The following is a 21,677-nucleotide window of genomic DNA, read 5'->3' as shown; positions in this document are numbered from 1 at the left end:
GTTTAAAAAGCGAACCTTAGGGTTCGTTTTTTTTGGCTTAAAATTTGAGGGTTAAGCTTTCACACTTTGCATGTGCTTGTGTAGAGTATGGGTAGTAAGCTGTAGCCCAGCAGCTGTATTATAACTTAAAGCGTCTACGCTAGGGTGTGTCCTTAATTCAATCGAAAGATATAGTAGATTCAATTTAAAAACGTTATAGCGCTACTGGTATAAATTTTCCTTGCGTGCTGTATACACAGGGGCTGCACAAAATTCATCCCAGTAGCGCTTTTGAACTTATGACAGTTTTGTTTTCAACTGACTGTACCTGAATGGGCTAAAAATGGCTAAATCTGGCCAAACAGCGTTAAGTAGCTAGGTAATATCCCGATATTATCTGCGTTATTTTCCTTGTTTTACGGCAGTTTATCTCACTTTTATCTCCATTTTTAAAGTAAGGACACGCCCTAGTATGAGACATAGCGTAGACGTTTTGTTTTTTGAAATGAATATCTGATAATAACTACATCAAACTGACCCCGATATTAATCAGGCCACCGCCAACGAGCAGCCAGCCAAACATAATGGCACCAAGAATCAAAGGTTTAATGCCTGCTTGCTTGATGGCGCTCATATGTGTGGTCAGACCTAAAGCAAACATCGCCATGGTCAAGAGCACATCATCAATCAAGACCATGGTTTGCTCAAAGTCCTCAGACATCGGTACCCAAGTATGCAGTAGGACGATAATGATAAAGATGAAAGCAAACCAAGGCACCTTTACTTGCTTGGCACGGGTGAGTAGGGTTTGTTTTTCATCGGTGGCACCTTTGGTCAAGGCAAAAGACAATATCAATAGAAATGGTGCCAACATCATGACTCGAATCATCTTAGTGACTACAGCGGTGTCGCCCACACTCCCATTAATGGCATTGCCTGCGACCACCACTTGTGCTACCTCGTGGACGGTCGAGCCAGTATAGATACCGTATTGCTGAGCATTGAGCCATGGCTGCAACCAACCAAGATGGTATAAGAAGGGATAGAGCAGCATGGCCATGGTGCCAAAGACCACTACGGTAGCTACTGCAATCGTTACTTTGTGTGCTTCAGCCTTGACCACAGGCTCTGCTGCAATGACTGCTGCAGCCCCGCAGATGCTAGCACCTGAGCCAATCAACAGCGTGGTTTGCTTATCGACCTTGAGCCATTTTGTGCCCAGCCAATAAGTGATTAAAAAGGTCGAGGTCAATACTAGGGCGTCACTCATGATGGCAGGCATACCTACACTTGTTACTTGCGTTAAGGTCAACTTAAAGCCATAAAGCATAATGGAAAGGCGCAAAATCTGCCCTTTCGCAAAGCCGACACCAGCCTGTAGTTGGTCTGCATAGTTAGGATACAAGGTATTACCAAATACCATGCCAAGTATAATAGCTAAGGTCAATGACGACAGTCCGACCACCCGTCCTTGTGACCAAGTATCTAGACTGATATTGAGCCATAGACAAAATAAACTACCAATCAGCACGACGAGCAAGCCTGACAGATGGCGATTGTTGGGAACATAGTGGCTAACTGACTGAGCAAAAGCGTGCATGGTGGCTGCATCCTATTACTGATTACTAAGGTAAATATAAGCATAAGCTTATGAGTAAATAGTATAAGCCAACTTGATTTATAATAAAAACAGATTAATAAGATACAAACTATCGAAAATTTGGGTTATTGAGATTAGGACGTAATGACAGCTAATGAAAAAACTGATGCAAGTACTGCCCAAAATTACCCTAAAACAACTAGCCGTGTTTGTCAGTATTTATCAAACCGGTAGCACCAGTCGTGCTAGTGAGGCGTTGCATCTATCACAGTCAGCAGTCAGTAGTGCGCTTACTGAGCTAGAAGCCCGCCTACAGATGCCGTTGTTTGAGCGGGTAGGTCGTGGATTAAACCCACATCCCAATGCTTATCCTGTCTATGTGCAAGCACAAGCGATCTTGGGTCAGTCACTGACGCTTGAGCATTATCATAAGCATCAAGCAGGCCAGATTCATATCGGTGCCAGTACCACAATCGGCAATTACGTACTGCCCTCGTTACTTGCCAAGCTATATGAGACTCTGCCTGACGCACATGTTGATCTCTATATCGCCAACACGCAAGAGGTGGTCAATGAGGTGGAGCAGTTAAATATCGATATTGCGCTAGTAGAAGGTATGCCAAGACCTACGGATATAAAAGCTATCGAACAACGGGCATGGCGTACGGATACGCTTATGGTGTTTGCTAAGCATGATAGTAAGTGGCTGACTGATACGGCTAGATATAACGCAAGAGATGAGTGCTATGAGTTGACGACACAGCAGTTGGCCAAGCTACCATTACTGATACGTGAGGCAGGTTCAGGAACACGGCAGATTATTGATGAGCAGCTACTGCAACACCTACCTGATACTGAGACGATCATCGCTATCCAGCAGTCAGAAGCGCTAAAAAACATGGTGAGCACTGATATTGGTTTGGGTTGTCTGTCCCAGCATGTCATTCAAGCAGAGCTAGACAGTGGTCAGCTCAGACAGGTCAAGGTATCGGGGATAGATTTGTCTAGGACTTGGTGGCTGGTCTGGCATACCGCTCGTCATCAAAGCTCGATATGGCAGACCTTTATAGATATTATTTAACCTAAGAACGAAGCGCTATTTTTCGACAGGTTTATCTAGTCGAACCACTAAGCTGTCACAGGGTACATTGGGTAAGATGTTGTCCGCCGTTGCCCCGCTGATCCATGCTGAGATGCCGTGGCGCTCATGACGTCCGATAACCAACAGATCAACATCATGCTTATGACAGTAATTGACGATACCTTCACTACTAGAGATGGCGGTGGTCACTTCAGACTTTACTGCCTGGAGCTGATTGCGCTCTAAAAACGCCGCAAGCTTTGCTCGGGCTTCTTGGCAGCGTACATCGTCGATCTCATCGTAGAGACTAGAAGCGGGTACCAGCTCATAGCCAAAGCCTACCATGGTGTCTTTAACGATATGCAGCACTGACAGCTTAGCGCCCGGACGATTTTCGACGATACGCTTGGCTTTTTGTGCCACGATATCGGCATCAGACAATAAGTCGGTAACCAGTAAGATATGTTGATAGCTCATGAGGTGTTCCTCGTATATTCAGCTGAATGTAAAACTGTTATGGACTTAAATGCGCTACTGGTATAAATTTTACTTGCGTGCTGTGTACCCAGAGGCTGTGCAAAGCTTATCTTAGTAGCGCTATGATATTTTTTAGAGTGTATCGACTATGGTAGGTTACTTTTAACAATAGCACTACTCAGACTTATTGTTAAGTCGTGTGCTATAGACTGCAGCAGCGCTTAAGAGCCAATTAGGTCGATACAGGATGGTCAAGCTTGACCACTAAGCTGTCACAAGGGGCATTGGGTAAAATATTGTCTGCAGTTGCACCTACCAACCACGCAGCGATACCACGGCGCTCATGGCGGCCAATTACCAGCAGGTCGACGTCGTTTTGATTACAGTAATTGATAATGCCCTTGTCATTAGAGATGGCTGCTGTCACCTCGGATTTGTAGGCATGTAGGTCATTACGATTGAGAAACTCTGCTAATTTGGCGCGCGCCTCAACCCAGTGTTCACCATCTCTTTCGCCCGATAGGCTAGAGGCAGGGACCAGTTCATAGCCAAAACGCACCATATCGTCTTCAACGATGTGTAGTACTGAAAGCTTGGCATTAGGGGAGCCTGCGATAACACGTTTGGCACTTTGTGCCACGATATCAGCATCGGATAATAAGTCAGTGACCAGTAATATGTGTTTATAGCTCATAAGGTACTCCTTTTAATAAACAGTAGGTGTGGTTGGGCGTATCCACTCAAGACAAGTCAGAGGCGCTACTCTAATACAGGCTCGTTAAGCTTGACGACCAAACTATCACAGGGAACGTTGGGCAAAATGCTGTCTGCTGTCGCCTTAATCAACCACGCAGCGATACCTTGGCGTTCGTGGCGGCCAATAATCAACAAATCAACGTTTTGTTCGCGGCAGTATTTGACAATATCTTTATCGTTGGAGATGGCTGCTGTGACCTCTGAGTGTGTTGTTTTAAGATCATTGCGCTCAATGAATCGGGCAAGTTTTTCTCTGGTTTCTTGCCATTGGCCACTTGGGTCATCGTCGGTCAGTGTGGTCTCAGTAACTGGCTTGCGGCCAAAATGTACCAAGTCGTCTTCGACAATATGCAGTACCGACAACTTGGCCTCAGGGAACCCAAGGATAACACGTTTGGCTCTTTGGGCGACGATATCCGCATCAGAAAGTAAGTCAGTGACTAATAAAACGTGCTTGTAATTCATGAGTAAATCCTCGTGTGCCAGGTATTAAGTAGTCATTCAAGTAAAACAATCGCTGATAACTCCATAGTAGCACTATGGATAAGCTTTGTTAAGATAATAGACACTTGCTGATTATTAATTTTGTTTTTTTATTGATGTCGTTAGCCATCTGCACTGCCTTGACTTATTATGCGATTAGCCCCATCTAATCGCATTAGACAAATATATTGATATTCAAAAATAATTGATAAGGACAACTATGACTGACACGCCATTTACCGCTGATTTGACCCTGCATCCAGCATTTGAGCTGCTCGAACATCGCCATATTGAGGCGTTGTCCATGGATGTGCTGATCAGCCAGCATGTCAAAACTGGTGCCATGCATTACCATTTAGCACATCCTAGTGATGAAAATGCGTTCTTAGTAGGGTTTCGTACGCAGCCTATGGACTCTAAAGGTGAAGCCCATATTTTAGAGCATGTGGCCCTGTGTGGTTCTGAGAAGTTTCCTGTGCGTGATCCGTTCTTTTCGATGATTAAGCGCTCATTAAATACGTTTATGAATGCGATGACTGCCGCTGACTGGACCGCTTATCCTTATGCGACACAAAACAAGAATGATTATTTTAACTTGCTCGATGTTTATCTGGATGCGGCATTCTTTCCCAACATTCATCCGCTAGATTTTGCCCAAGAAGGTATTCGAGTGGAGCTGGACGAAAACGATAAGCCGCAGTTTAAGGGCATTGTTTTCAATGAAATGAAGGGAGCGATGAGTGGTGAGATTGATCAGTTGTATCATACGGTCGCCCATCATTTGTTTCCGACCACGACCTATCATTATAACTCAGGCGGTGACCCTGCTGATATCCCTGACTTAACGCATACGGAGCTGGTTGAGTTTCATCAGAGCCATTACCATCCGTCAAACAGTGTGATCATGAGCTTTGGTAATATCCCCGTGGCCCAGACACAAGCGAAGTTACATGATGATGTGTTGAGCCGATTTACAGCGGGCAAAAAACATGTGTCACGTCCAGAGCAGCGTCTGTCTGCGCCGATTAGTGCTACCGATACCTATACCGCTGATGAAGCGGGCCCTGATCAAACCCATCATGTGGTTGCTTGGTTATTGCCATCGATTACCGATCCCAAGCAGCGTCTGGCGCTCCGTCTATTAGAGGGCGTGTTGGTCGAGCATGCCGGCTCTCCACTACGGGCGTACTTAGACAGTCATCCACTGGGCAAAGCGCCAAGCCCATTGCTTGGGCTGGATGACAGCCATTATGAGATGGTGTTTTATACTGGTCTGCGAGGCTCAAACCCTGAGCACGCTGAAGCGGTAGAGCAAGGCATCATGGACTTGCTGGCGCAAGTGGCCAGCCAGCCTATCGATGATGACACTATCGAGACGATACTGCATCAAATAGAGATTGATCAGCGCCATATCGGCGGCGACAGTATACCCTACGGGCTAAATCTAATGCTTGAGGGTTTTAGTACCGCCATTCATGATGGTAATCCCATCGATGTGTGGGAGGTCGATGAGCATCTGGCTTGGTTGCGTGAGCAGGTTAAAGACGAGCAGTGGTTGCCCAATTTGATAAAAACGCACTTATTGGATAACAATCACCGTGTGCGAGTGACTTTAACGCCTGATAGTGAAAAGTCAGCGCGTCTGGCGGCGGCTGAGCAGACTCGCCTCGATACCATCGCTATGGATCTTACGGCTGATGATAAAGACATCTTGCGCAAACAAGCGCTTGATCTAGCAGCACGGCAAGCAGCTCCTGATGATTTAAGCTTATTGCCAAAAGTTGGTTTAGAAGACGTGCCGACAGACATTAGCTTTAAAGAAGGGACGCAAAAGCAGATTACTTTAAATGGGCAGAGCAGTACCTTATTTGAGTATGAAGCGGGCACCAATGGTCTCTATTATTATCAAGTCATCGTACCGTTAACGGATGCGATTGGCGCAGGCAATGCCGAGACGCTGCCAGCAAACGAGGTAATCAACCATCCATTATTGCCGATTTATTTGAGCTTGTTTTCAGAGCTGGGTACGGACTCGTTGACAGCTTATGAACTACAAGCCAAGCAGGCAGCGCACTCATCGGGTGTGACTGCACGTATCTCGCAGCGCACGAGTATCGACGATAGCCAAACCATAAGCAGCTACTTTGTGGTAGCGACCCGGGCGCTCAACCGTAAACCAGAAGCGATTGATTTGCTCAAAGAAGTGATGGAGCACAGTGTCTTTACTGAACACGATCGCATCAAGGAGATTTTGCAGTCACGTGCCGCCAGCTGGCAATCACGTCTTGCAAGTGCAGGACATGCCTACGCCATGCAAACCGCCAGTCGTGGTATGAGCCGTCAAGCGCATTTAGAATATGTGCGTAGTGGGTTACCTGCGCTAAATGCGCTCAAGGATTTTTTATCTCATGCCAGTGAGGATGACACGCAGTGGGACGAGCTTGCGACCAGCTTAATGGCCTTACATCAGCGTATCATCAGCTTACCTAAACATGCGCTGATTATCAGTGAGGCTGAGCAAACTGAGCGTTTGAGTGACTTAATTGTCAGTAGCTGGCAAGACAGTAAAGCGTCAGAGCAAACGATCAGCGCTGATGATGTCGAGTCCAATGTGCCTAGTGAGTTTGCAGATTTAACATTAGACCCTGCTCTAAATGGGGAAAAAGACGCCACTCGTGCGCTTGAACATAACCCCATCGTGCAAGATATGGCATGGTTGGTTGCGACCAACGTCTATCATAACGCCAGTGCATACACCGTACCTGCGGCAGATCATCCGGATACTGCAGCACTTATGGTACTTGCGCCTTACTTGCGTAACGGCTACTTGCATAGTGCCATTCGTGAGCGTGGCGGTGCTTATGGTGGGGGTGCTGGCTACGATGCCAACGCCTGCGCCTTTAAGTTCTTTAGCTATCGCGATCCGTACTGTGCAGAGACTTTTGCCCACTTTGAGGCCAGTATCGAGTGGCTGCTCAATGAGCCACAGACTGATGAGCAGTTAGAAGAGGCCATCTTGGGGATTATCTCAGGTATGGATAAGCCAGGCTCACCTGCTGGCGAAGCAGTCAAGGCTTGTTTTGCAGATTTACATCAGCGTGGTGCAGATTGGCAACGCAAAATGCGAGCGTCCATCTTGGCTGTAACCATCGATGATCTAAAGCGTGTGGCTCGTCAGTATTTACAAGGCCAGCAGCATGTGCGTGCCACTTTAGCACCTTTTGATAAAGAAGACACGGTAACAGCACTAGGCTTTGAAGTCTGTAAGATTAAAAGCTAGGATAGGGGTGAGAGAAAAGGTATCCCTGTCATTATAAAAAAAGCCAAGCGCATGCTTGGCTTTTGCTGTTTTGAATATGAGTTAAAAGCGTTTAATACTCAAGTCTTTACCAATCATATCTTGATGAATAGGGAAGTCGGCAAGCGTATCGAACTGCTGACGATCCTCAAAATAACTGGTCAACGTGCGACGTACGGCTTCAAAGGCAAGACTATCCCAAGGAATGTCTTCTTCGCTAAACAGTGCACAATCTAGGCTTTCAGAGCCAACGCCATAAGCACCGTCTTTTAGATCGGTTAGGTAAATGCTATAAATCTGACCAATATCTGGCAAATCATAAATACAGTATAAATGCGGATTGAGTACGACAGCATCAGCCTCTTCAAAGCACTCACGAGCAGCGCCTTCTGCCATGGTTTCACCATTTTCCATAAACCCTGCTGGAATGGTCCATAGCCCATACTGAGGTTCGATAGCACGGCGACATAGCAACACTCTGTCTTTGTGCACCACTAAAGAGCCACAGATGACTTTTGGATTTTCGTAGTGAATATAGTTGCAATTAGGACAGACTAAACGCAGCATATTATCAGTTGGCGGGATTTTGCGTTCAGCTTCGTGACCGCATTGTAAGCAATAGCGCATATGAACTGCCTTATTTTGATGAGGTAAAAAGCGAATTTGATCTAAGGACTATCATGAGGCGTCGATAATCCAACTTATGATACATTCTAATTATAGTTGTCCTAAGATAACATAAAATGCGCGGTATTGAGCATTGATAACAGCAACACCTTGTTTGCTGATCATAAAAACACAGTGTTTACTAAAAAGTGCTGATGTACCAAGTGAGAACGTCAATGACTGGTTCGATTAACCCAGCAAGTCAGCACGCCAGATCGTATTGCATGATAAGATCATGGTATCTAAAAAATAAAATAATAGGGTAGTCATCATGAGGGTAACTCAGCCTGCTGTAAATTTCGATGAGTTTTCAGTGGCGGTGCCAAAGCTTATTCGTTATCCGACACTCAGGCAATTGGCTGAACGGGTACAGAGTGAGACGTTAAAGACGCTACAAGCACCACCAACACCGACGCTTGAAATACCAGCGTCCTCCAAGCTTTACGGTACTTCTGTTGAGGGTACGTCCAACAGTGTGCGTTTGTTGGACAGCTTATATCAGACGCCCATTGCTGATGCGTCAATACTGGTGGCTATCACTCATGAGCGTCACCCTAAGCTGTTGTTGACTCGCCGTGCTGCACACATGACCAGCCATGCAGGCGAGGTATCCTGTGCTGGTGGCAAGCTTGAGATCGGTGATGGTAATAATGTCGTCACCGCCTTACGTGAGGCCTGTGAAGAAACTGCGCTACCACCAAACAAAGTACAGCTGCTGGGACAACTGCCCATTCAAATATCCAAAAGTGGCATGAGTGTACGCCCTATTGTGGCACTTATCGCCCCAGATTTGGCTTTAGTGCCTGAGCTGGGGGAGATATCTCGTATTTTTTGGGCAGACTTTGAGGCGCTCCTGACTCAGCCCACTGTTGAGTATGTGATTGAGTATACGATGCAAGACCAGACCGCAACGCTGGTGACGCCCAGCTGGCAAGTAGATGGTGAGACGGTTTGGGGGTTGACGGGTAAGGTCATCGCAAGCTTACTAGAGACAGGCTTTGATCGGCAGTTTGAGTGGTATTATCGTTTGCAAGAGTCAGGTTTGTATTTGGATCGTTAGGGTGATTGCTTTAGTCAAATATCGCTAGTATTTATACACGGCTGGCTATATACGATTATTTGTAATAATCATCGTTGCGTTTTAACCACCAGTTCATATTATCTTGGCGCTTGGCACGAAACGCCTCTAGTTTATCTGCCACAGTCTGGTTGTGATGCCGTGCTGTATCGAGCGCAAATAAGATGGGAACAGAGGACAAGATGCCAAAACGTAACTTAGACTTGGGCAGCTGTAAGCCATCGCCAATATCGTCGCCAACCAAGGTGCGGGTGACACTGGCATTGACCATTTCTACAAAACGCCCTCGGCGATTGTCTTCACCCATAAGCTGACGTGGCAAATCGTGCAAGGCTTTGGCCAGCGGTCGCCCCATCTTAAAGTCAAGTTGCTGTATGGCTAAATAAGTGTAGAGCCATTCCCAACAGGCGGCTTCGTTTTTTGGAAGACGATCTAAATCAACCCCCATCCAATAGCTGGCCATATTCCACAAATGCAAGATACCTTTAGCCTCCTCGCTACTGATACGGGCACCAAGTAAGCGCAGGCCACGCATGATCAGCAGTGAAAACTGTAGGTGTGTGGCAATCATGTCGGTTTGGTTAATAGGGATGCCCCAATAAGCGCTATTCCAGCTGCCATCAGGGTTATGGTGTTGTGTGCCTTGTATAACCTCATCTGTGGAGTCTTTGAGCTTGCCTCTAAGCAAGTTTTGCCGCACTAGGGTATGAATTTGGCGTACTTTTATGGATTGTCGCCAACCTTCAGAGCCGATAGCCAGTACTTGCGTGAGGGGTGGGTGCTGGCTAGAAGTCTGAAGCTGTGGGTGCTCAGATACCGCCAAGATATAAGCATAGGTACGCATTAGACGCGGCAGCGCATCATTTTTCAAGGCGCCAGTTTGAATCAGAGGCAAGGAGAGCGCAGGGATACTATAGCCCGCCATCAAAGCCACATTACGCAGTAGCCAGATGAGCATCAGTGGATAGCGCCGATAGGCAGTCGCCCCAATCTGTGCAAGCTTGGGATCGAACCAGTCAGGATGATGACTAAATTGGGCCACAAGCGACATAAAATCGGCGTTATCCGCCAGCGTATTATTGATATCGCCATTGATAACGGCTTGCTGTAGCGGTTTGGCAAAGCGTACACCATCGGTAATCAGGTTGTCGGTGACGGGATCGCCGATATCATAACCGTTGACTATCTCATTCAATAAGGTCTGTGAGATCACAAAATCCTTAGGCAGTAAATAACGCTTGATTCGGCGCAGCACTTGCAGCTCATCATGGTCGTCGATAGCAGTGGTACGACCATGGCGCTGATAAGACGTATCTGTTAAAGGGTTTATAGGACTGCTGTTATCGTTATCCATATTGATTCAGTGCTCTTATGATTAGAGCTTACTTAGAGGCCCTAACCTTTAGTAGAAACCGCTGCTTAGATAGATTCATCTATAAGGTCTGTCTGTCTGATTTAAAGCGTCAAGCTGCCTTTGTATACGCTTGATTCGGCGTTTTATGTCGTATTGCTCAGAGGATAAATATAGTAAGCGTTTGCGGGCTTCTTTTTCACTATCAAAGTCTAGCATCTCACCATCTTTGAGCCTGTCGAGCTCCTCTTGGTACTCATCAAGTCGTCTATTGTCATCCTCTATCTGCCGCTCCAGCGTATAATAATCTAGCCCCTGCTGGTTTGCGATTTGTAGAGAGTTTACGGCTGTCATCGGACAGACATTATTTAATTTGCGGCCACGCCTGCCTAAGTTATAAGCATTATTGGTAGTGCAGTACTGCTGCAGCCCTAACTGACGACCACGCTCCCACGCTGAGTAGTCAGGTGTGATGTTGGCTTTGGCGCAAGCTTTTGTATGGGCAGCGAGACGTTCTGAATGATACCCTGCAACGCCATCATTGTAGCCGATAGCTTGCCAATTACCGACTAGGCACTCTTGCTTTGAGAGCGTCGCACAGCCTGAGAGCAAAACCACCCCTCCCATAATAGATAGGCTAAGGACACCGCTACGTATATATCGCTGCTCAGTTCGTGACATAGTCATCCCTTTTGACTAATATGCGTCTCAACGCTTAACCCTCTACGATGTTTTGCCCGTTAGATCCACTGAAGGACTGCTCACCTCTTCTTTTAGCGTGGCTTTAAGCATGAGATAACCTGCCACACCAGAGACGATTGAGCCCATAATAATACCCAAACGCTCATCGAATAACGGTGTATCGCCACCAAATGCCAGACCACCAATAAATAAGCTCATGGTAAAACCCACACCACATAGCAGTGCTGCACCATAGATTTGCTTAAAGTTCATGCCTCTAGGCATGGTGGATAGACCCATCTTAAAGATGAGCCAACACATGAGCATGATGCCCACCTGCTTACCGATAAATAATCCTGCAGCAATACCTAGGGGTACTGAATGAAACAACTCTTCAAAACCGGCACCTTTAAGCGATATACCAGCATTGGCAAAGGCAAAGAGGGGCAAGATACCATAAGACACCGTGTCTTGAAGGTCATGCTCAAGCTCTTCTAATGGCGAGTGCTCAGGATCAGTACGATCAAAAAGTGGTATAAATAAAGCCAGAACCACACCGGCTAAAGTGGCATGAACGCCAGACTGCAGTACGGCAAGCCACATAATGATACCGACCAATAAGTAGGGTGCGATACTGGTGACGTTACGTCGGTTTAATGCATATAAAATCGGTAAGCAAATGGCCGCTGCAGCGAGAGACAGCATCGATAGATCACTGGTATAAAACAAAGCGATAATAACGATAGCGCCAATATCATCAAAGATAGCAATAGAGACCAAAAATACTTTCAATGCATTTGGTACGCGGCTGCCAAGTAGACTCAAAATACCAAGGGCAAAAGCAATATCAGTAGCCGCTGGAATCGCCCAGCCTTTCATATACTGAGGCTCATGATAGTTAAAGAGTAAATAAACAATCGCTGGTGCGATCATGCCACCGACAGCGGCAGCAGCAGGCAAAATGATTTGTTTAATATTGGAGAGTTCACCAATTAGCACTTCACGTTTTAGTTCAAGACCAACCAAAAAAAAGAAAACCGCCATCAGACCATCATTGATCCAATGCCGTGCGTCTTTAGCGAGGACAAAATCGCCTACTTGAATGGCGACTGGAGCGTGAATAAAACCTGCATACCATGTGTTTAATGGTGTGTTAGCAATAATCATTGCTGCAATAGCAGCCAGCGCTAAGACGATACCGCCAGATGCCTCGAGTTCAAAAAACGCTTTAATCCGTCGCATTGCCATATTTATCCTCATTTACTAAGTACACGGTAAACTCGAGCGACTGCTTTAACGCATCATAACGATAACAACAGACTGCATCGGTTTCTCACAATTCAATCAATATAAAAGCTAAAAGCATCCAACTCTGCTAATCCACCTCTGGTCTGTAGTACTAAAGCCAGAGGCATCATAATATGAATGATGGCATTTTAGTGACCAATGTATTGTTTATGGTCAAGAAGCCTTCTTCCTTGAAGACGCTATTATTGCTGTCAGGTGTTTTATCTTATCATAGCGAGTGCGAATCGCCATTGATATGTTTGGTATGTTTTATATTTTAAAACACTTTACCAGTAACATCATAGAATATATAACCATGACAAGATAGTATCTCCTAAAAGCTATGTAGATATTTTTGGTAAATTGAGTCGCTATGGTTGGGTTTTATGTGTTACTACCAAACTGCTGATGCTGGCTGTACGTGTTTATAGCGACAGCAGAGTCATCGTCTTGTCATATTACCTTCATCAAAACGTCATAACTAACGACTACACTGCTGACCTATCCAAGATAAGTACTAAAACTTTTATGCGATTAGGTGAGTGGATATGTTAGAGCTCAGGCAAGTGACCAAGAAGTACGATGATAAAGTAATCTTTGAAGATATATCACTAAAAATCAATAAAGGAGAGATCGTCTCGATATTGGGGCCATCAGGTTGCGGCAAGACCACCTTGTTGCACATGATTTTGGGCCTGACGGATATCAGTGGCGGCAGGATCGCCTACAATGGCGAAGATATTACCCGAGTGCCGATGAAGCACCGTGGGTTTAATATTGTCTTTCAAGACTATGCTTTATTTCCCAATCTCAATGTCAAACAAAACATCGAATACGGCCTACGTAATAATCCTCATCTTAGCACAGCGCAAGAAGTCGATGAGCTGATCGATCTGCTCGATATCCGAGCTCATCTCAACAAGCGCATTAGCCAGCTCTCTGGCGGTCAAAAGCAGCGTGTGGCCCTGGCACGTACGCTGGTCACCAAACCTAAAATATTGCTACTCGATGAGCCGCTCTCTGCCCTCGATGGCGTGATCAAAGAAACCATCAAACAGCGTATTCGTGAGATTGCGCTGCGCTATGAGCTGACCACCCTCATCGTGACCCACGACCCAGAAGAAGCCATGACGCTATCTGATCGTATTTTGTTGTTGTCAGATGGCAAGGTGGCACAGTTTGCCAAGCCAACTGACATCATCTGCAACCCCGCCAATGGCTTTGTCACCAACTTCATTCTCAATCAGCTCAATATCAAACGCCGCAACATCCTAAGCCTGTTTGCAGATGGTCATGCGCCAGTGGACCCACTGAGCAAATACACGCAAACCCAAAACCATGAACGGTATGCCGCTGCTGCGCCCCAACACACTGCGCCTGCCCGTGCTCTTGGCTCTTTGGATCAGAAAACATCAGCAGATATCGCCACCAGCCAGCCGTTAAAAGCCGATGTTTAAGCTTTGAGCATGGAGCGCCACCGATAAGTAATAGCGTGGCTAAAGCTCTGATAGCCGTACGGACTGGCATTTTTATCAAATAAAACGTGAATCATTTGATGGTTTTGGATGTTTATGACGCTTAATAACCCGCCCCAAATAAAAGCCGTTTGGCTCTTTGTGACGATACTGTTTGTCGTTTTTCTATTTGTACCCTTGGCCAAAATGCTGATGCTGTCCTTAAATGTGGGCGATGGCATTGGTTTGGATAACTATCAAAGCATGGTGAGTAGTGACGGTTTTCAGCAGGTGTTGTTCAATAGTTTTTTTGTGGCGACAATCAGTGCGTTTAGCGCTACAACTCTTGCTTTTGTCTTAGCTTATACCGTGCACTGGACGCACTTGCCCATAGGGTTTAAAAAGACCATCAAGCTTGCCGCCTTGTTGCCGATGTTGTTGCCGACCGTGACTTACGGCTTTGCCATTATCTATACCTTTGGCAAACAAGGTTTATTAACTCAAATACTCGGTTTTCAGCTGTTTGAAAACATCTATGGTTTTCAGGGAATGTGGCTTGGCTACACCATTTATACCTTGCCGATTGCCTTCTTATTACTCAATAACACTTTTCAGTATTTGGATAAAAAGTTTGTGATCGTCTCAGAGCTGATGGGCGACTCGCCTTTGCGCCAGTTTGATATGACCGTCATGCGTCCACTGATTGGCACTTTTGCTGCGGCGCTGATTCAGTGTTTCTTTTTAGCCTTTACTGATTTTGGTATCCCAGCGTCTATCGGCGGGCAGTACAAAGTCATCGCAATCGAGCTTTATACTCACATACTAGGGGCGTCACCATCGTTTGAAAAAGGGGCAGTGGTTGCTTTGTTTATGCTTATCCCTTCAGCGCTCAGCATCCTACTGCTCTGGTATGTCGCACGCTTTAACGTTCGCTATGATACGGCCGAGCCTATCGACTTGCCAGCGACACCGATTAAAGACCGTATCTTGGCAGTATCGTCGAGCGCTATCTTATTGTGTTTGCTGACGGTGTTTGCCGTGATATTCATCATTCCATGGGTCAAGGTATGGCCCTATCAAATGCAGTTTAGCACTGACACGGTGAGTCAGGTCTTGACATCGACCAACCTGATGCGAGTCTACAAAAACTCGCTTATCGTTGCGGTTTTGACGGCGGTCTTTGGCACCTTGATTACCTATTTTTCAGCCTTATTAGGCGAGCGCACCCGCCTATTTAAGGTCGGTAAGTTTGGTATCGAAAGTGCGGCGCTGGTGACCAATACGGTGCCAGGGATGGTCGTGGGTATCGCTTATCTGATGGTGTTTTCGGGCACGGCAATCGCCAATACCATTTTTATTATCGTGATAAGTAACATCATTCATTATTTTGCGACGCCTTATTTGATGAGTAAAAACGCATTGGCCAAAATGAACCTAGGCTGGGAGACCACAGCCAGCTTATTGGGGGATTCGTGGTTGACGTCGTTGCGCCGCATCGTGCTACCCAATTCCTTTTTTACGTTAATTGAGGTCGCCTCGTTTTACTTTATCAGTGCTATGGTGACGATTAGTGCCGTGATCTTTATCTCTGGGGCCAAAACCATGGTACTCACCACCAAAATCGTTGAGCTGCAGCATTTTGCCCGCTTTGATGAGATTTTTATCTTATCACTCATGATATTGCTGACCAATATCTGTGCGCTGTCGTTGTTTGCTCTGATGCGCCACTTATATAGCAGACGTCTTTATGGCCACAAAAAAGCGCCCAACCAAGTGTTGGCGACATAAGCGTGAGCGCCCTTATCGCTAAAAACAAGATCGTTAAAAAAATAAAAATTCTTTAAAAATCAATCAAACCAATAGGAAACACAATGTTTTTATTAAAAAAACTGACGATAAGCCTGATGTGCGGGATGGTACTGGCAGGCTGTAGCTCAGCGTCCTCAAGCGATAACGCCAGCGCAGAGGAGGTCGTTATTTATAGCAATGCCGACCAAGAAGCCGTGGAAGTCATGCAAACGGTGTTGGACGCAGCAGGGTACGAAGGTCAATATATCCTTCAGTCCTTTGGCACAGGGGAGCTGGGCGGGCGTCTATTGGCAGAAGGCAAAAATACAGAAGCAGATCTGGTCACCATGAGTGCGTTTTATTTAGAGAGTGCGCAAGCTCGCCATTCGATGTTTCAAGAGATCGACTTTACTCTTAATCCCAAAGAGGCCGTCCCTAATTACTACGCACCGATTTTAAGCTTTGCTGGGGCGATTATTCTAAATACGCAAGAGATGGCCACGCAGCAGCTTCCCCAGCCGACCAGTGTCAAAGATTTGGCAAAACCCATCTACAAAAACAAAATTGCCATGGTAGATCCAAATGGCTCATCGACGGGCTGGCTGTTTGTACAAGATATCACGGCGACATATGGCATGGCGGATAAAGGGCAGGCCATTATGAATCGCATCCGGCAAAACGCTGGGCCAAACTTGGAGCTATCAGGCTCCGGCCCGCTCAAAAAAGTCATGGCAGGTGAGGTGCCCATTGGCTTTGGTATGCGGCATCAAGCTGTGGCTCACAAGGCGGCAGGGCTACCTATCGACTACATCGACCCAAGCGAAGGCAGCTATACGCTCAGTGAAGCTGTGGCGGTCCTCGATAAAGGCGCAGACAGCAATCCAAACGCCATGAAGATGGCCGAAATTATCGTCAAGCAAGCACGGCCGCAGCTGCTAGAGATATATCCAACAGTCGTCTATGAGGGTGAAACGGTCGCACCCGACAATCAAATAAACACTGTCAAAACCTATGCAGAGCCACTCACCGCCGAGTTATTGGATAAGCACAGGGCGTTTTTTCACGATCAGACCAGTTAGGCATTTTTTAAGCAAAGAGTTTCTGCCGTTTAGAGCCTGAACCCAAAACAAGCCTTTATTAACCTTCGGGCTTTGGGCGGGTCATTCATTTTACTGTTAATACCCATTCATATTTAGGAGTCGCTAAGGTGCAGTCAACAGGCAAATTATCTGAAAAAAAATACGATGTCGTCGTCGTCGGGGGCGGCATTATTGGCCTCGCCAGCGCTTACGCCGCTGTCAAAAAAGGACTCAGCGTGGCACTGGTTGAACGCGAGGCACAAAATAAAGATGCGTCAGTGCGTAACTTCGGTTTTATCACCGTCAGTGGCCAAAAAAGAGGCGCACACTGGCAGCGAGCGAGGTATACCCGTGATGTCTGGGCAGATATTGCGCCCAAAGCGGGTATCGATATAGAGCATAGCGGCCTGCACATGCTCATTCAGCGTCCAGAAGCGATGGACGTGGCTGAGGCATTTTTAAAGACACCGATGGGGGCCGATTGTCAGTTATTGAGCCAAGCTGAAATCGCAAAACAGGCGCCTTATCTTCATCAAGGGCTGGGGGTGCTATATAGCCCTCATGAGCTCAGAGTCGAGTCCAAGACCGCCATTGGCAAGTTGGCGACGTGGCTGCAGCACGCCCATGGCGTGGATTTTTATAACCAGACCAGTGTGCAGTTAGTTACGCTGCCCAAGGTCTATACCAGTCGCGGTACGCTGACGGCAGAGCATTGCGTGGTCTGTCCAGGGGCTGATTTGTATAGCTTGTATCCTGAAACGTTGGCACAGGCGCAGGCCAAGCTTTGCACGCTCAATATGCTGCGTGTCATGCCCAAACAAGCCTTTACGCTCAATGCCGCAGTGATGTCGGATCTGAGCTTTGCTCGCTACGATGGGTTTGCCCAATTGCCCGAAGCAAAAGGGCTTATCTCACTGCTGGACAAGGTACAAGCTGCTGAGCGTCAGGCAGGTGTGCATCTGATCGTGGTGCAGTCTGCTGATGGCTCTCTTATCATCGGCGACAGCCATGACTATAGCGACAGAGAGCTGCCTTTTAGAGATGTGCGCATTGATGAATTAATTATTAATGAGTGCCAAAGAGTGCTCAATATTGGTGACATGGATGTCGTTCAGCACTGGCTGGGTGTCTATCCGAGTGGTGACGATGTGGTGTTTAAAGCCGCTCCAGAAAAGGGCGTGGTGGTTGGCTCTGTCACAGGAGGCACGGGCGCCTCGACAGGCTTTGCCTTTGGTGAAGAGTTAATTGATTTGGTATTGGAGTCAAAACAATGAGTACAGACATGATGAGTATCAAAGATAAGTTCGATAATATTAAACTGTGTGTTTTTGATATGGCTGGCACAACGGTGGATGAAGACAATCTGGTCTACAAAACCGTGTGCACTGCTATCAATCAGACGCTAACTACTGATGATAAAAAAGTGGATCTTGCGACTTGCTTAGCGATTGGTGCGGGTAAAGAAAAGCAGCAAGCGATCCACGACATACTGAGCGAATTAAACCTTGCTCCTGCCGATGTCGAGCGTCTGACAGCGGCAGCATTTAAGACATTTAAAACCCAGATGGCGACAGCCTATAGCGCACAGACGTTGTCTGCCTTTGATGGAATACAGGCTTTGTTTGATGCCTTAAAAGCTAGTGGCAAAAAAGTGGTGTTAAATACGGGTTATGACTCACATACTGCCAACAATATATTGGCTATTTTAGGTTGGTCTGTGGGCCGTGAGATCGACGCTTTGATCACAGCGGATGACGTGCGCCATGGGCGTCCTGCGCCAGATATGATCACGCTTGCTATGGCAAAGTTTGGAATCAAAGACCCAACGCAAGTACTCAAAGCCGGCGATAGTGGTATCGATATCGAAGAAGGCAAAAACGCCAATTGCGGTTTATGTATCGGGGTCTTGAGCGGTGCACAGACCAAAGCTCAGCTTGAGCGGCATGCGCCAGATCTGGTGCTGCAGAAACTGACTGATTTGGCTGAATTGATTGAGCAGTAGCCGTGTCTTAAAGTTGGGCTGAGAGTGCCGCACCACTTTAAAACAATGTCCATGCATGATAATTGGAAAGGGGTACACTGTTGTGTAGCCCTTTTTTTATGGCTCTTTTTTAAGCGATACCCGCTATTTTATTAAGTAAAAAATATTGAATCTATCGCATTTATGGCATTCTAAAAAAGCAAAATACCCAATCTTGATTGGACAGTATCGTTTAAGCGCATTATGATTGCGCATTCTAAAAAACTGAAGGCAATGCCATGGAATTATCCTTAGAAATTATTTTAATGCTTACCGCTGTAGCGGCGCTGGCTGGTTTTATTGATGCCATTGCAGGTGGTGGTGGTTTGTTGACCATTCCAGCGATGTTGCTGGCCAATATCCCACCTGTCATGACATTGGGCACCAATAAACTGCAAGCTGCTTCAGGAGCACTAGCGGCGTCTATTACGATGATTAAAAAAGGTGTGATTAAACCATCACGTATCAAAGTTGCCATTATTGCCGCCTTTTTGGGTTCAGTCTTAGGTACGATTGCTGTGCAGATGTCACCGCCTGATCTATTAGAAAAGCTTATTCCCTTTTTGATTGCTGCCATCGGTATTTATACCTTATTTGCGCCCAGACTGGGAGAGGTTGAGGCAGCACCGAGAATCAGTGAGGGTAAGTGGCAAAAAGTGGCAGCGCCTTTGATAGGCTTTTATGATGGTTATATCGGTCCTGGTACGGGGATGTTTTTTGCGTTGGGCAATGTGGCACTACGAGGCCGGCAAATTATTGAGGCCACAGGTGCAGCGAAGGTGTTGAATCTATCTACCAATATCGGCTCGTTGATATTTTTTATCTTGGGGGGCAATGTGCTTTGGAAAGTTGGCTTTGCCATGATGGTTGGACAGATAATAGGGGCGTATTTTGGCTCACATATGGTGGTCAAAGGTGGTAGCAAGCTCATTCGCCCTGTGATTGTGCTGGTGTGTCTGGCAATGATTACCAAATATGTGATTGGTTGATTGTATTTAACGTTATCTTTAAACATAAAAACCCCAGCCCGTTAAACGGATCTCCGAATATTATGTGTAACTTACGGGGATCTGTTTAACAATAGGGTCTGGGGTGGTTGGGTTTTTGTTTACCTTAGCTTATTTATGACGATTGATGTCATCGTATTCGCTACCCATCAAGCCATCGCTAAAGACTTCAGAAAACTCACGCTTGCTGTCTTTATCGATATGACCATCAAACACATCTTTAGTGCCAGCTTCAGGGTCGTTAAAGATAGCCACATCCATTTTCTCTTCTGATTTGGCAACGATAGTCGTCACCGCAGCGTCACCACCGACGTTTACAGCGGTGCGCAGCATATCAAGGATACGATCGACACCCAAAATAAGCCCGATACCCTCGATAGGCAAGCCCACTTGTGCAAAGACCATAGACAACATAATAAGACCAACGCCAGGCACGCCGGCAGTACCGATAGAGGCCAATACTGACATCAGGATCACGGTTAAGTACTCAGTAACTCCCAAGTTAATGCCGTAAATATTGGCAATAAAAATGGTCGCCGTTCCTTGCATGATAGCTGTACCATCCATATTGATGGTGGCACCAAAAGGCACGGTAAAAGACGCTACTGAGTTATCAACCCCCATGCGCTTGGTGACGGTACGCAGAGTAATCGGAATGGTCGCATTTGAGCTTGAAGTACTATAGTCAATCCACAATAAAACTGGAACAGCCCATATCCTGAAACAGTTTAGGCAGATTATTCTCCATCCACCCTTGGCGTAGAAACTTAGCCTGTGCCCACTTCTTCTCGATAGGGTTCAGATCAGGGCTGTACGGCGGCAGCCAAAGAATACGATGGCCATGTCTGTTGAGTAGTTTTTGGATACGTCTGCTTTTATGAAACCGAGCGTTATCCATGACAATCACGCTCTTGGTTTTAAGACTTGGAATAAGTGTGAACTTACACCAGTCATAAAATATATTACTATTGATATTGGTCTCAAAGTAATCAAGCGCAAACAGCATTTTTTTATAGAGAGCACCGATGACATTCGTACGCTTCTTTGCTTGCCAGTTGTAGCTGTCGACACAGGGTTTACCTATCCGTGCATAGCCGTAAGGTCTGATAGTTTCAGCCTCAAAGCCGCTTTCATCCATATAAACGATGGGATAGCCTTGAGTCATATAATTACTTAAATGATTGAGATACTTAGCTCTTTTTATCAAACAGGCTTTTGGATGTTTTAAGGTCTTTTTTTTGACTGATGCTAAGGCGTTTTAATGCGGCTTCTATGCCTGACTTACTACAGCCTAAACGCTGTGCTCTCTCGTACATATAATCGTCTGGATGCTGCTTAACATCTTTCAGTAAGGCTTCATTTGATATTTTAGTCGGTGCTTTATTTCTGGTTGTTTTAGGAACTAAGCTCTGCTGCCAGCTATGAATCGAGCTTGTGCTAAGCTGATAAAAGTTAGCTGCTTCTCGAATGGTCATGCCATCGGTAATGCTTCGTAACACTTGTTTGCGAAAGTCGATTGAATAGGTCATCGTTTATTTCACTAAATGAATTGGTTATAAATATTGTATCGGTTTTATCTAAGATTTACTATA

The 21,677-nt window shown here is 46.1% G+C and carries 20 protein-coding genes; 9 read left to right on the top strand and 11 right to left on the bottom strand.

Annotation, left to right across the window (positions count from 1 at the left end):
* Nucleotides 1-502 precede the first annotated feature (502 nt).
* Nucleotides 503-1,579 carry a YeiH family protein gene (locus tag J3492_RS08415; RefSeq protein ID WP_207991581.1) on the bottom strand — a complete coding sequence of 359 codons (1,077 nt, stop codon included), beginning with the start codon at nt 1,577-1,579 and terminating at the stop codon, nt 503-505.
* 154 nt (nt 1,580-1,733) lie between these two features.
* Here J3492_RS08415 and J3492_RS08410 point away from each other — a divergent pair, with 154 nt between their 5' ends.
* Nucleotides 1,734-2,660: a LysR substrate-binding domain-containing protein gene (locus J3492_RS08410; RefSeq protein WP_207991579.1), complete on the top strand. Its 927-nt coding sequence runs from the start codon at nt 1,734-1,736 to the stop codon at nt 2,658-2,660.
* 15 nt (nt 2,661-2,675) lie between these two features.
* Here J3492_RS08410 and J3492_RS08405 read toward each other — a convergent pair whose 3' ends face one another.
* From J3492_RS08405 to J3492_RS08395, 3 genes are all read right to left on the bottom strand, one after another.
* Nucleotides 2,676-3,137, bottom strand: a complete 462-nt coding sequence (locus J3492_RS08405) for a universal stress protein (RefSeq protein WP_207991577.1) — start codon at nt 3,135-3,137, stop codon at nt 2,676-2,678.
* Between the two features lie 232 nt (nt 3,138-3,369).
* On the bottom strand, nt 3,370-3,831 hold the full coding sequence (locus J3492_RS08400; RefSeq protein ID WP_207991575.1) for a universal stress protein: 462 nt from the start codon (nt 3,829-3,831) through the stop codon (nt 3,370-3,372).
* 65 nt (nt 3,832-3,896) lie between these two features.
* Nucleotides 3,897-4,358 carry a universal stress protein gene (locus tag J3492_RS08395; RefSeq protein WP_207991573.1) on the bottom strand — a complete coding sequence of 154 codons (462 nt, stop codon included), beginning with the start codon at nt 4,356-4,358 and terminating at the stop codon, nt 3,897-3,899.
* A gap of 238 nt (nt 4,359-4,596) precedes the next feature.
* On the opposite strand from J3492_RS08395, the gene J3492_RS08390 reads away from it, so the two are divergent.
* On the top strand, nt 4,597-7,656 hold the full coding sequence (locus J3492_RS08390; RefSeq protein ID WP_207991571.1) for an insulinase family protein: 3,060 nt from the start codon (nt 4,597-4,599) through the stop codon (nt 7,654-7,656).
* 81 nt (nt 7,657-7,737) lie between these two features.
* On the opposite strand, the gene J3492_RS08385 is transcribed toward J3492_RS08390, so the two are convergent.
* Complete coding sequence (locus tag J3492_RS08385) at nt 7,738-8,301, bottom strand: NUDIX hydrolase (RefSeq protein WP_207991564.1); 564 nt, start codon at nt 8,299-8,301, stop codon at nt 7,738-7,740.
* A 310-nt stretch (nt 8,302-8,611) separates the two neighbouring features.
* Here J3492_RS08385 and J3492_RS08380 point away from each other — a divergent pair, with 310 nt between their 5' ends.
* Nucleotides 8,612-9,400: an NUDIX hydrolase gene (locus J3492_RS08380; RefSeq protein WP_207991562.1), complete on the top strand. Its 789-nt coding sequence runs from the start codon at nt 8,612-8,614 to the stop codon at nt 9,398-9,400.
* 55 nt (nt 9,401-9,455) lie between these two features.
* Here the strand turns inward: J3492_RS08380 and J3492_RS08375 are convergent, their stop codons facing one another.
* The 3 genes from J3492_RS08375 to nhaA form a co-directional block, all read right to left on the bottom strand.
* Nucleotides 9,456-10,772, bottom strand: a complete 1,317-nt coding sequence (locus tag J3492_RS08375; protein ID WP_207991560.1) for an oxygenase MpaB family protein — start codon at nt 10,770-10,772, stop codon at nt 9,456-9,458.
* A gap of 75 nt (nt 10,773-10,847) precedes the next feature.
* Nucleotides 10,848-11,450 (bottom strand): DUF2799 domain-containing protein, encoded by a 603-nt coding sequence (locus J3492_RS08370; protein ID WP_207991558.1) that lies wholly within the window; start codon nt 11,448-11,450, stop codon nt 10,848-10,850.
* Between the two features lie 42 nt (nt 11,451-11,492).
* The gene (gene nhaA / locus J3492_RS08365; RefSeq protein WP_207991556.1) at nt 11,493-12,698 is read right to left on the bottom strand and encodes a Na+/H+ antiporter NhaA; all 1,206 of its coding nucleotides are present in this window, start codon (nt 12,696-12,698) and stop codon (nt 11,493-11,495) included.
* Nucleotides 12,699-13,285: 587 nt separating this feature from the next.
* Here nhaA and J3492_RS08360 point away from each other — a divergent pair.
* The 6 genes from J3492_RS08360 (at nt 13,286) to J3492_RS08335 (ending at nt 20,067) form a co-directional block, all read left to right on the top strand.
* Nucleotides 13,286-14,194, top strand: coding sequence for an ABC transporter ATP-binding protein (locus J3492_RS08360; RefSeq protein ID WP_207991554.1), 909 nt, complete (start codon nt 13,286-13,288; stop codon nt 14,192-14,194).
* Between the two features lie 114 nt (nt 14,195-14,308).
* The gene (locus J3492_RS08355) at nt 14,309-15,979 is read left to right on the top strand and encodes an ABC transporter permease subunit (RefSeq protein ID WP_207991552.1); all 1,671 of its coding nucleotides are present in this window, start codon (nt 14,309-14,311) and stop codon (nt 15,977-15,979) included.
* A gap of 83 nt (nt 15,980-16,062) precedes the next feature.
* Entirely contained in the window at nt 16,063-17,058 is a 996-nt protein-coding gene (locus J3492_RS08350) for an ABC transporter substrate-binding protein (RefSeq protein WP_207991550.1), read from the top strand.
* A 128-nt stretch (nt 17,059-17,186) separates the two neighbouring features.
* Nucleotides 17,187-18,332, top strand: a complete 1,146-nt coding sequence (locus tag J3492_RS08345; protein ID WP_207991544.1) for a TIGR03364 family FAD-dependent oxidoreductase — start codon at nt 17,187-17,189, stop codon at nt 18,330-18,332.
* Nucleotides 18,329-19,060: an HAD family hydrolase gene (locus tag J3492_RS08340; protein ID WP_207991542.1), complete on the top strand. Its 732-nt coding sequence runs from the start codon at nt 18,329-18,331 to the stop codon at nt 19,058-19,060. Before J3492_RS08345 ends, J3492_RS08340 begins: the two co-directional genes overlap by 4 nt.
* Before the next feature lie 257 nt (nt 19,061-19,317).
* On the top strand, nt 19,318-20,067 hold the full coding sequence (locus tag J3492_RS08335; RefSeq protein WP_207991540.1) for a TSUP family transporter: 750 nt from the start codon (nt 19,318-19,320) through the stop codon (nt 20,065-20,067).
* Between the two features lie 129 nt (nt 20,068-20,196).
* On the opposite strand, the gene J3492_RS08330 is transcribed toward J3492_RS08335, so the two are convergent.
* Genes J3492_RS08330 through J3492_RS13220 form a run of 3 tightly spaced genes read right to left on the bottom strand, consistent with a single transcriptional unit; the run spans nt 20,197 to nt 21,614 of the window.
* On the bottom strand, nt 20,197-20,781 hold the full coding sequence (locus J3492_RS08330; protein WP_243453178.1) for a dicarboxylate/amino acid:cation symporter: 585 nt from the start codon (nt 20,779-20,781) through the stop codon (nt 20,197-20,199).
* Nucleotides 20,771-21,292: an IS630 family transposase gene (locus J3492_RS13225; RefSeq protein WP_243453170.1), complete on the bottom strand. Its 522-nt coding sequence runs from the start codon at nt 21,290-21,292 to the stop codon at nt 20,771-20,773. The genes J3492_RS08330 and J3492_RS13225 overlap by 11 nt, the downstream gene beginning before the upstream one ends.
* Entirely contained in the window at nt 21,276-21,614 is a 339-nt protein-coding gene (locus J3492_RS13220) for an IS630 transposase-related protein (protein ID WP_243453171.1), read from the bottom strand. Before J3492_RS13220 ends, J3492_RS13225 begins: the two co-directional genes overlap by 17 nt.
* Nucleotides 21,615-21,677: the final 63 nt, after the last annotated feature.

The organism is Psychrobacter coccoides, from assembly GCF_017498085.1.
GTDB classification, from domain to species: Bacteria; Pseudomonadota; Gammaproteobacteria; order Pseudomonadales; family Moraxellaceae; genus Psychrobacter; species Psychrobacter coccoides.
Note: the sequence above shows the minus strand (reverse complement) of the source record. Positions and strands in the feature narration are given on the sequence as shown.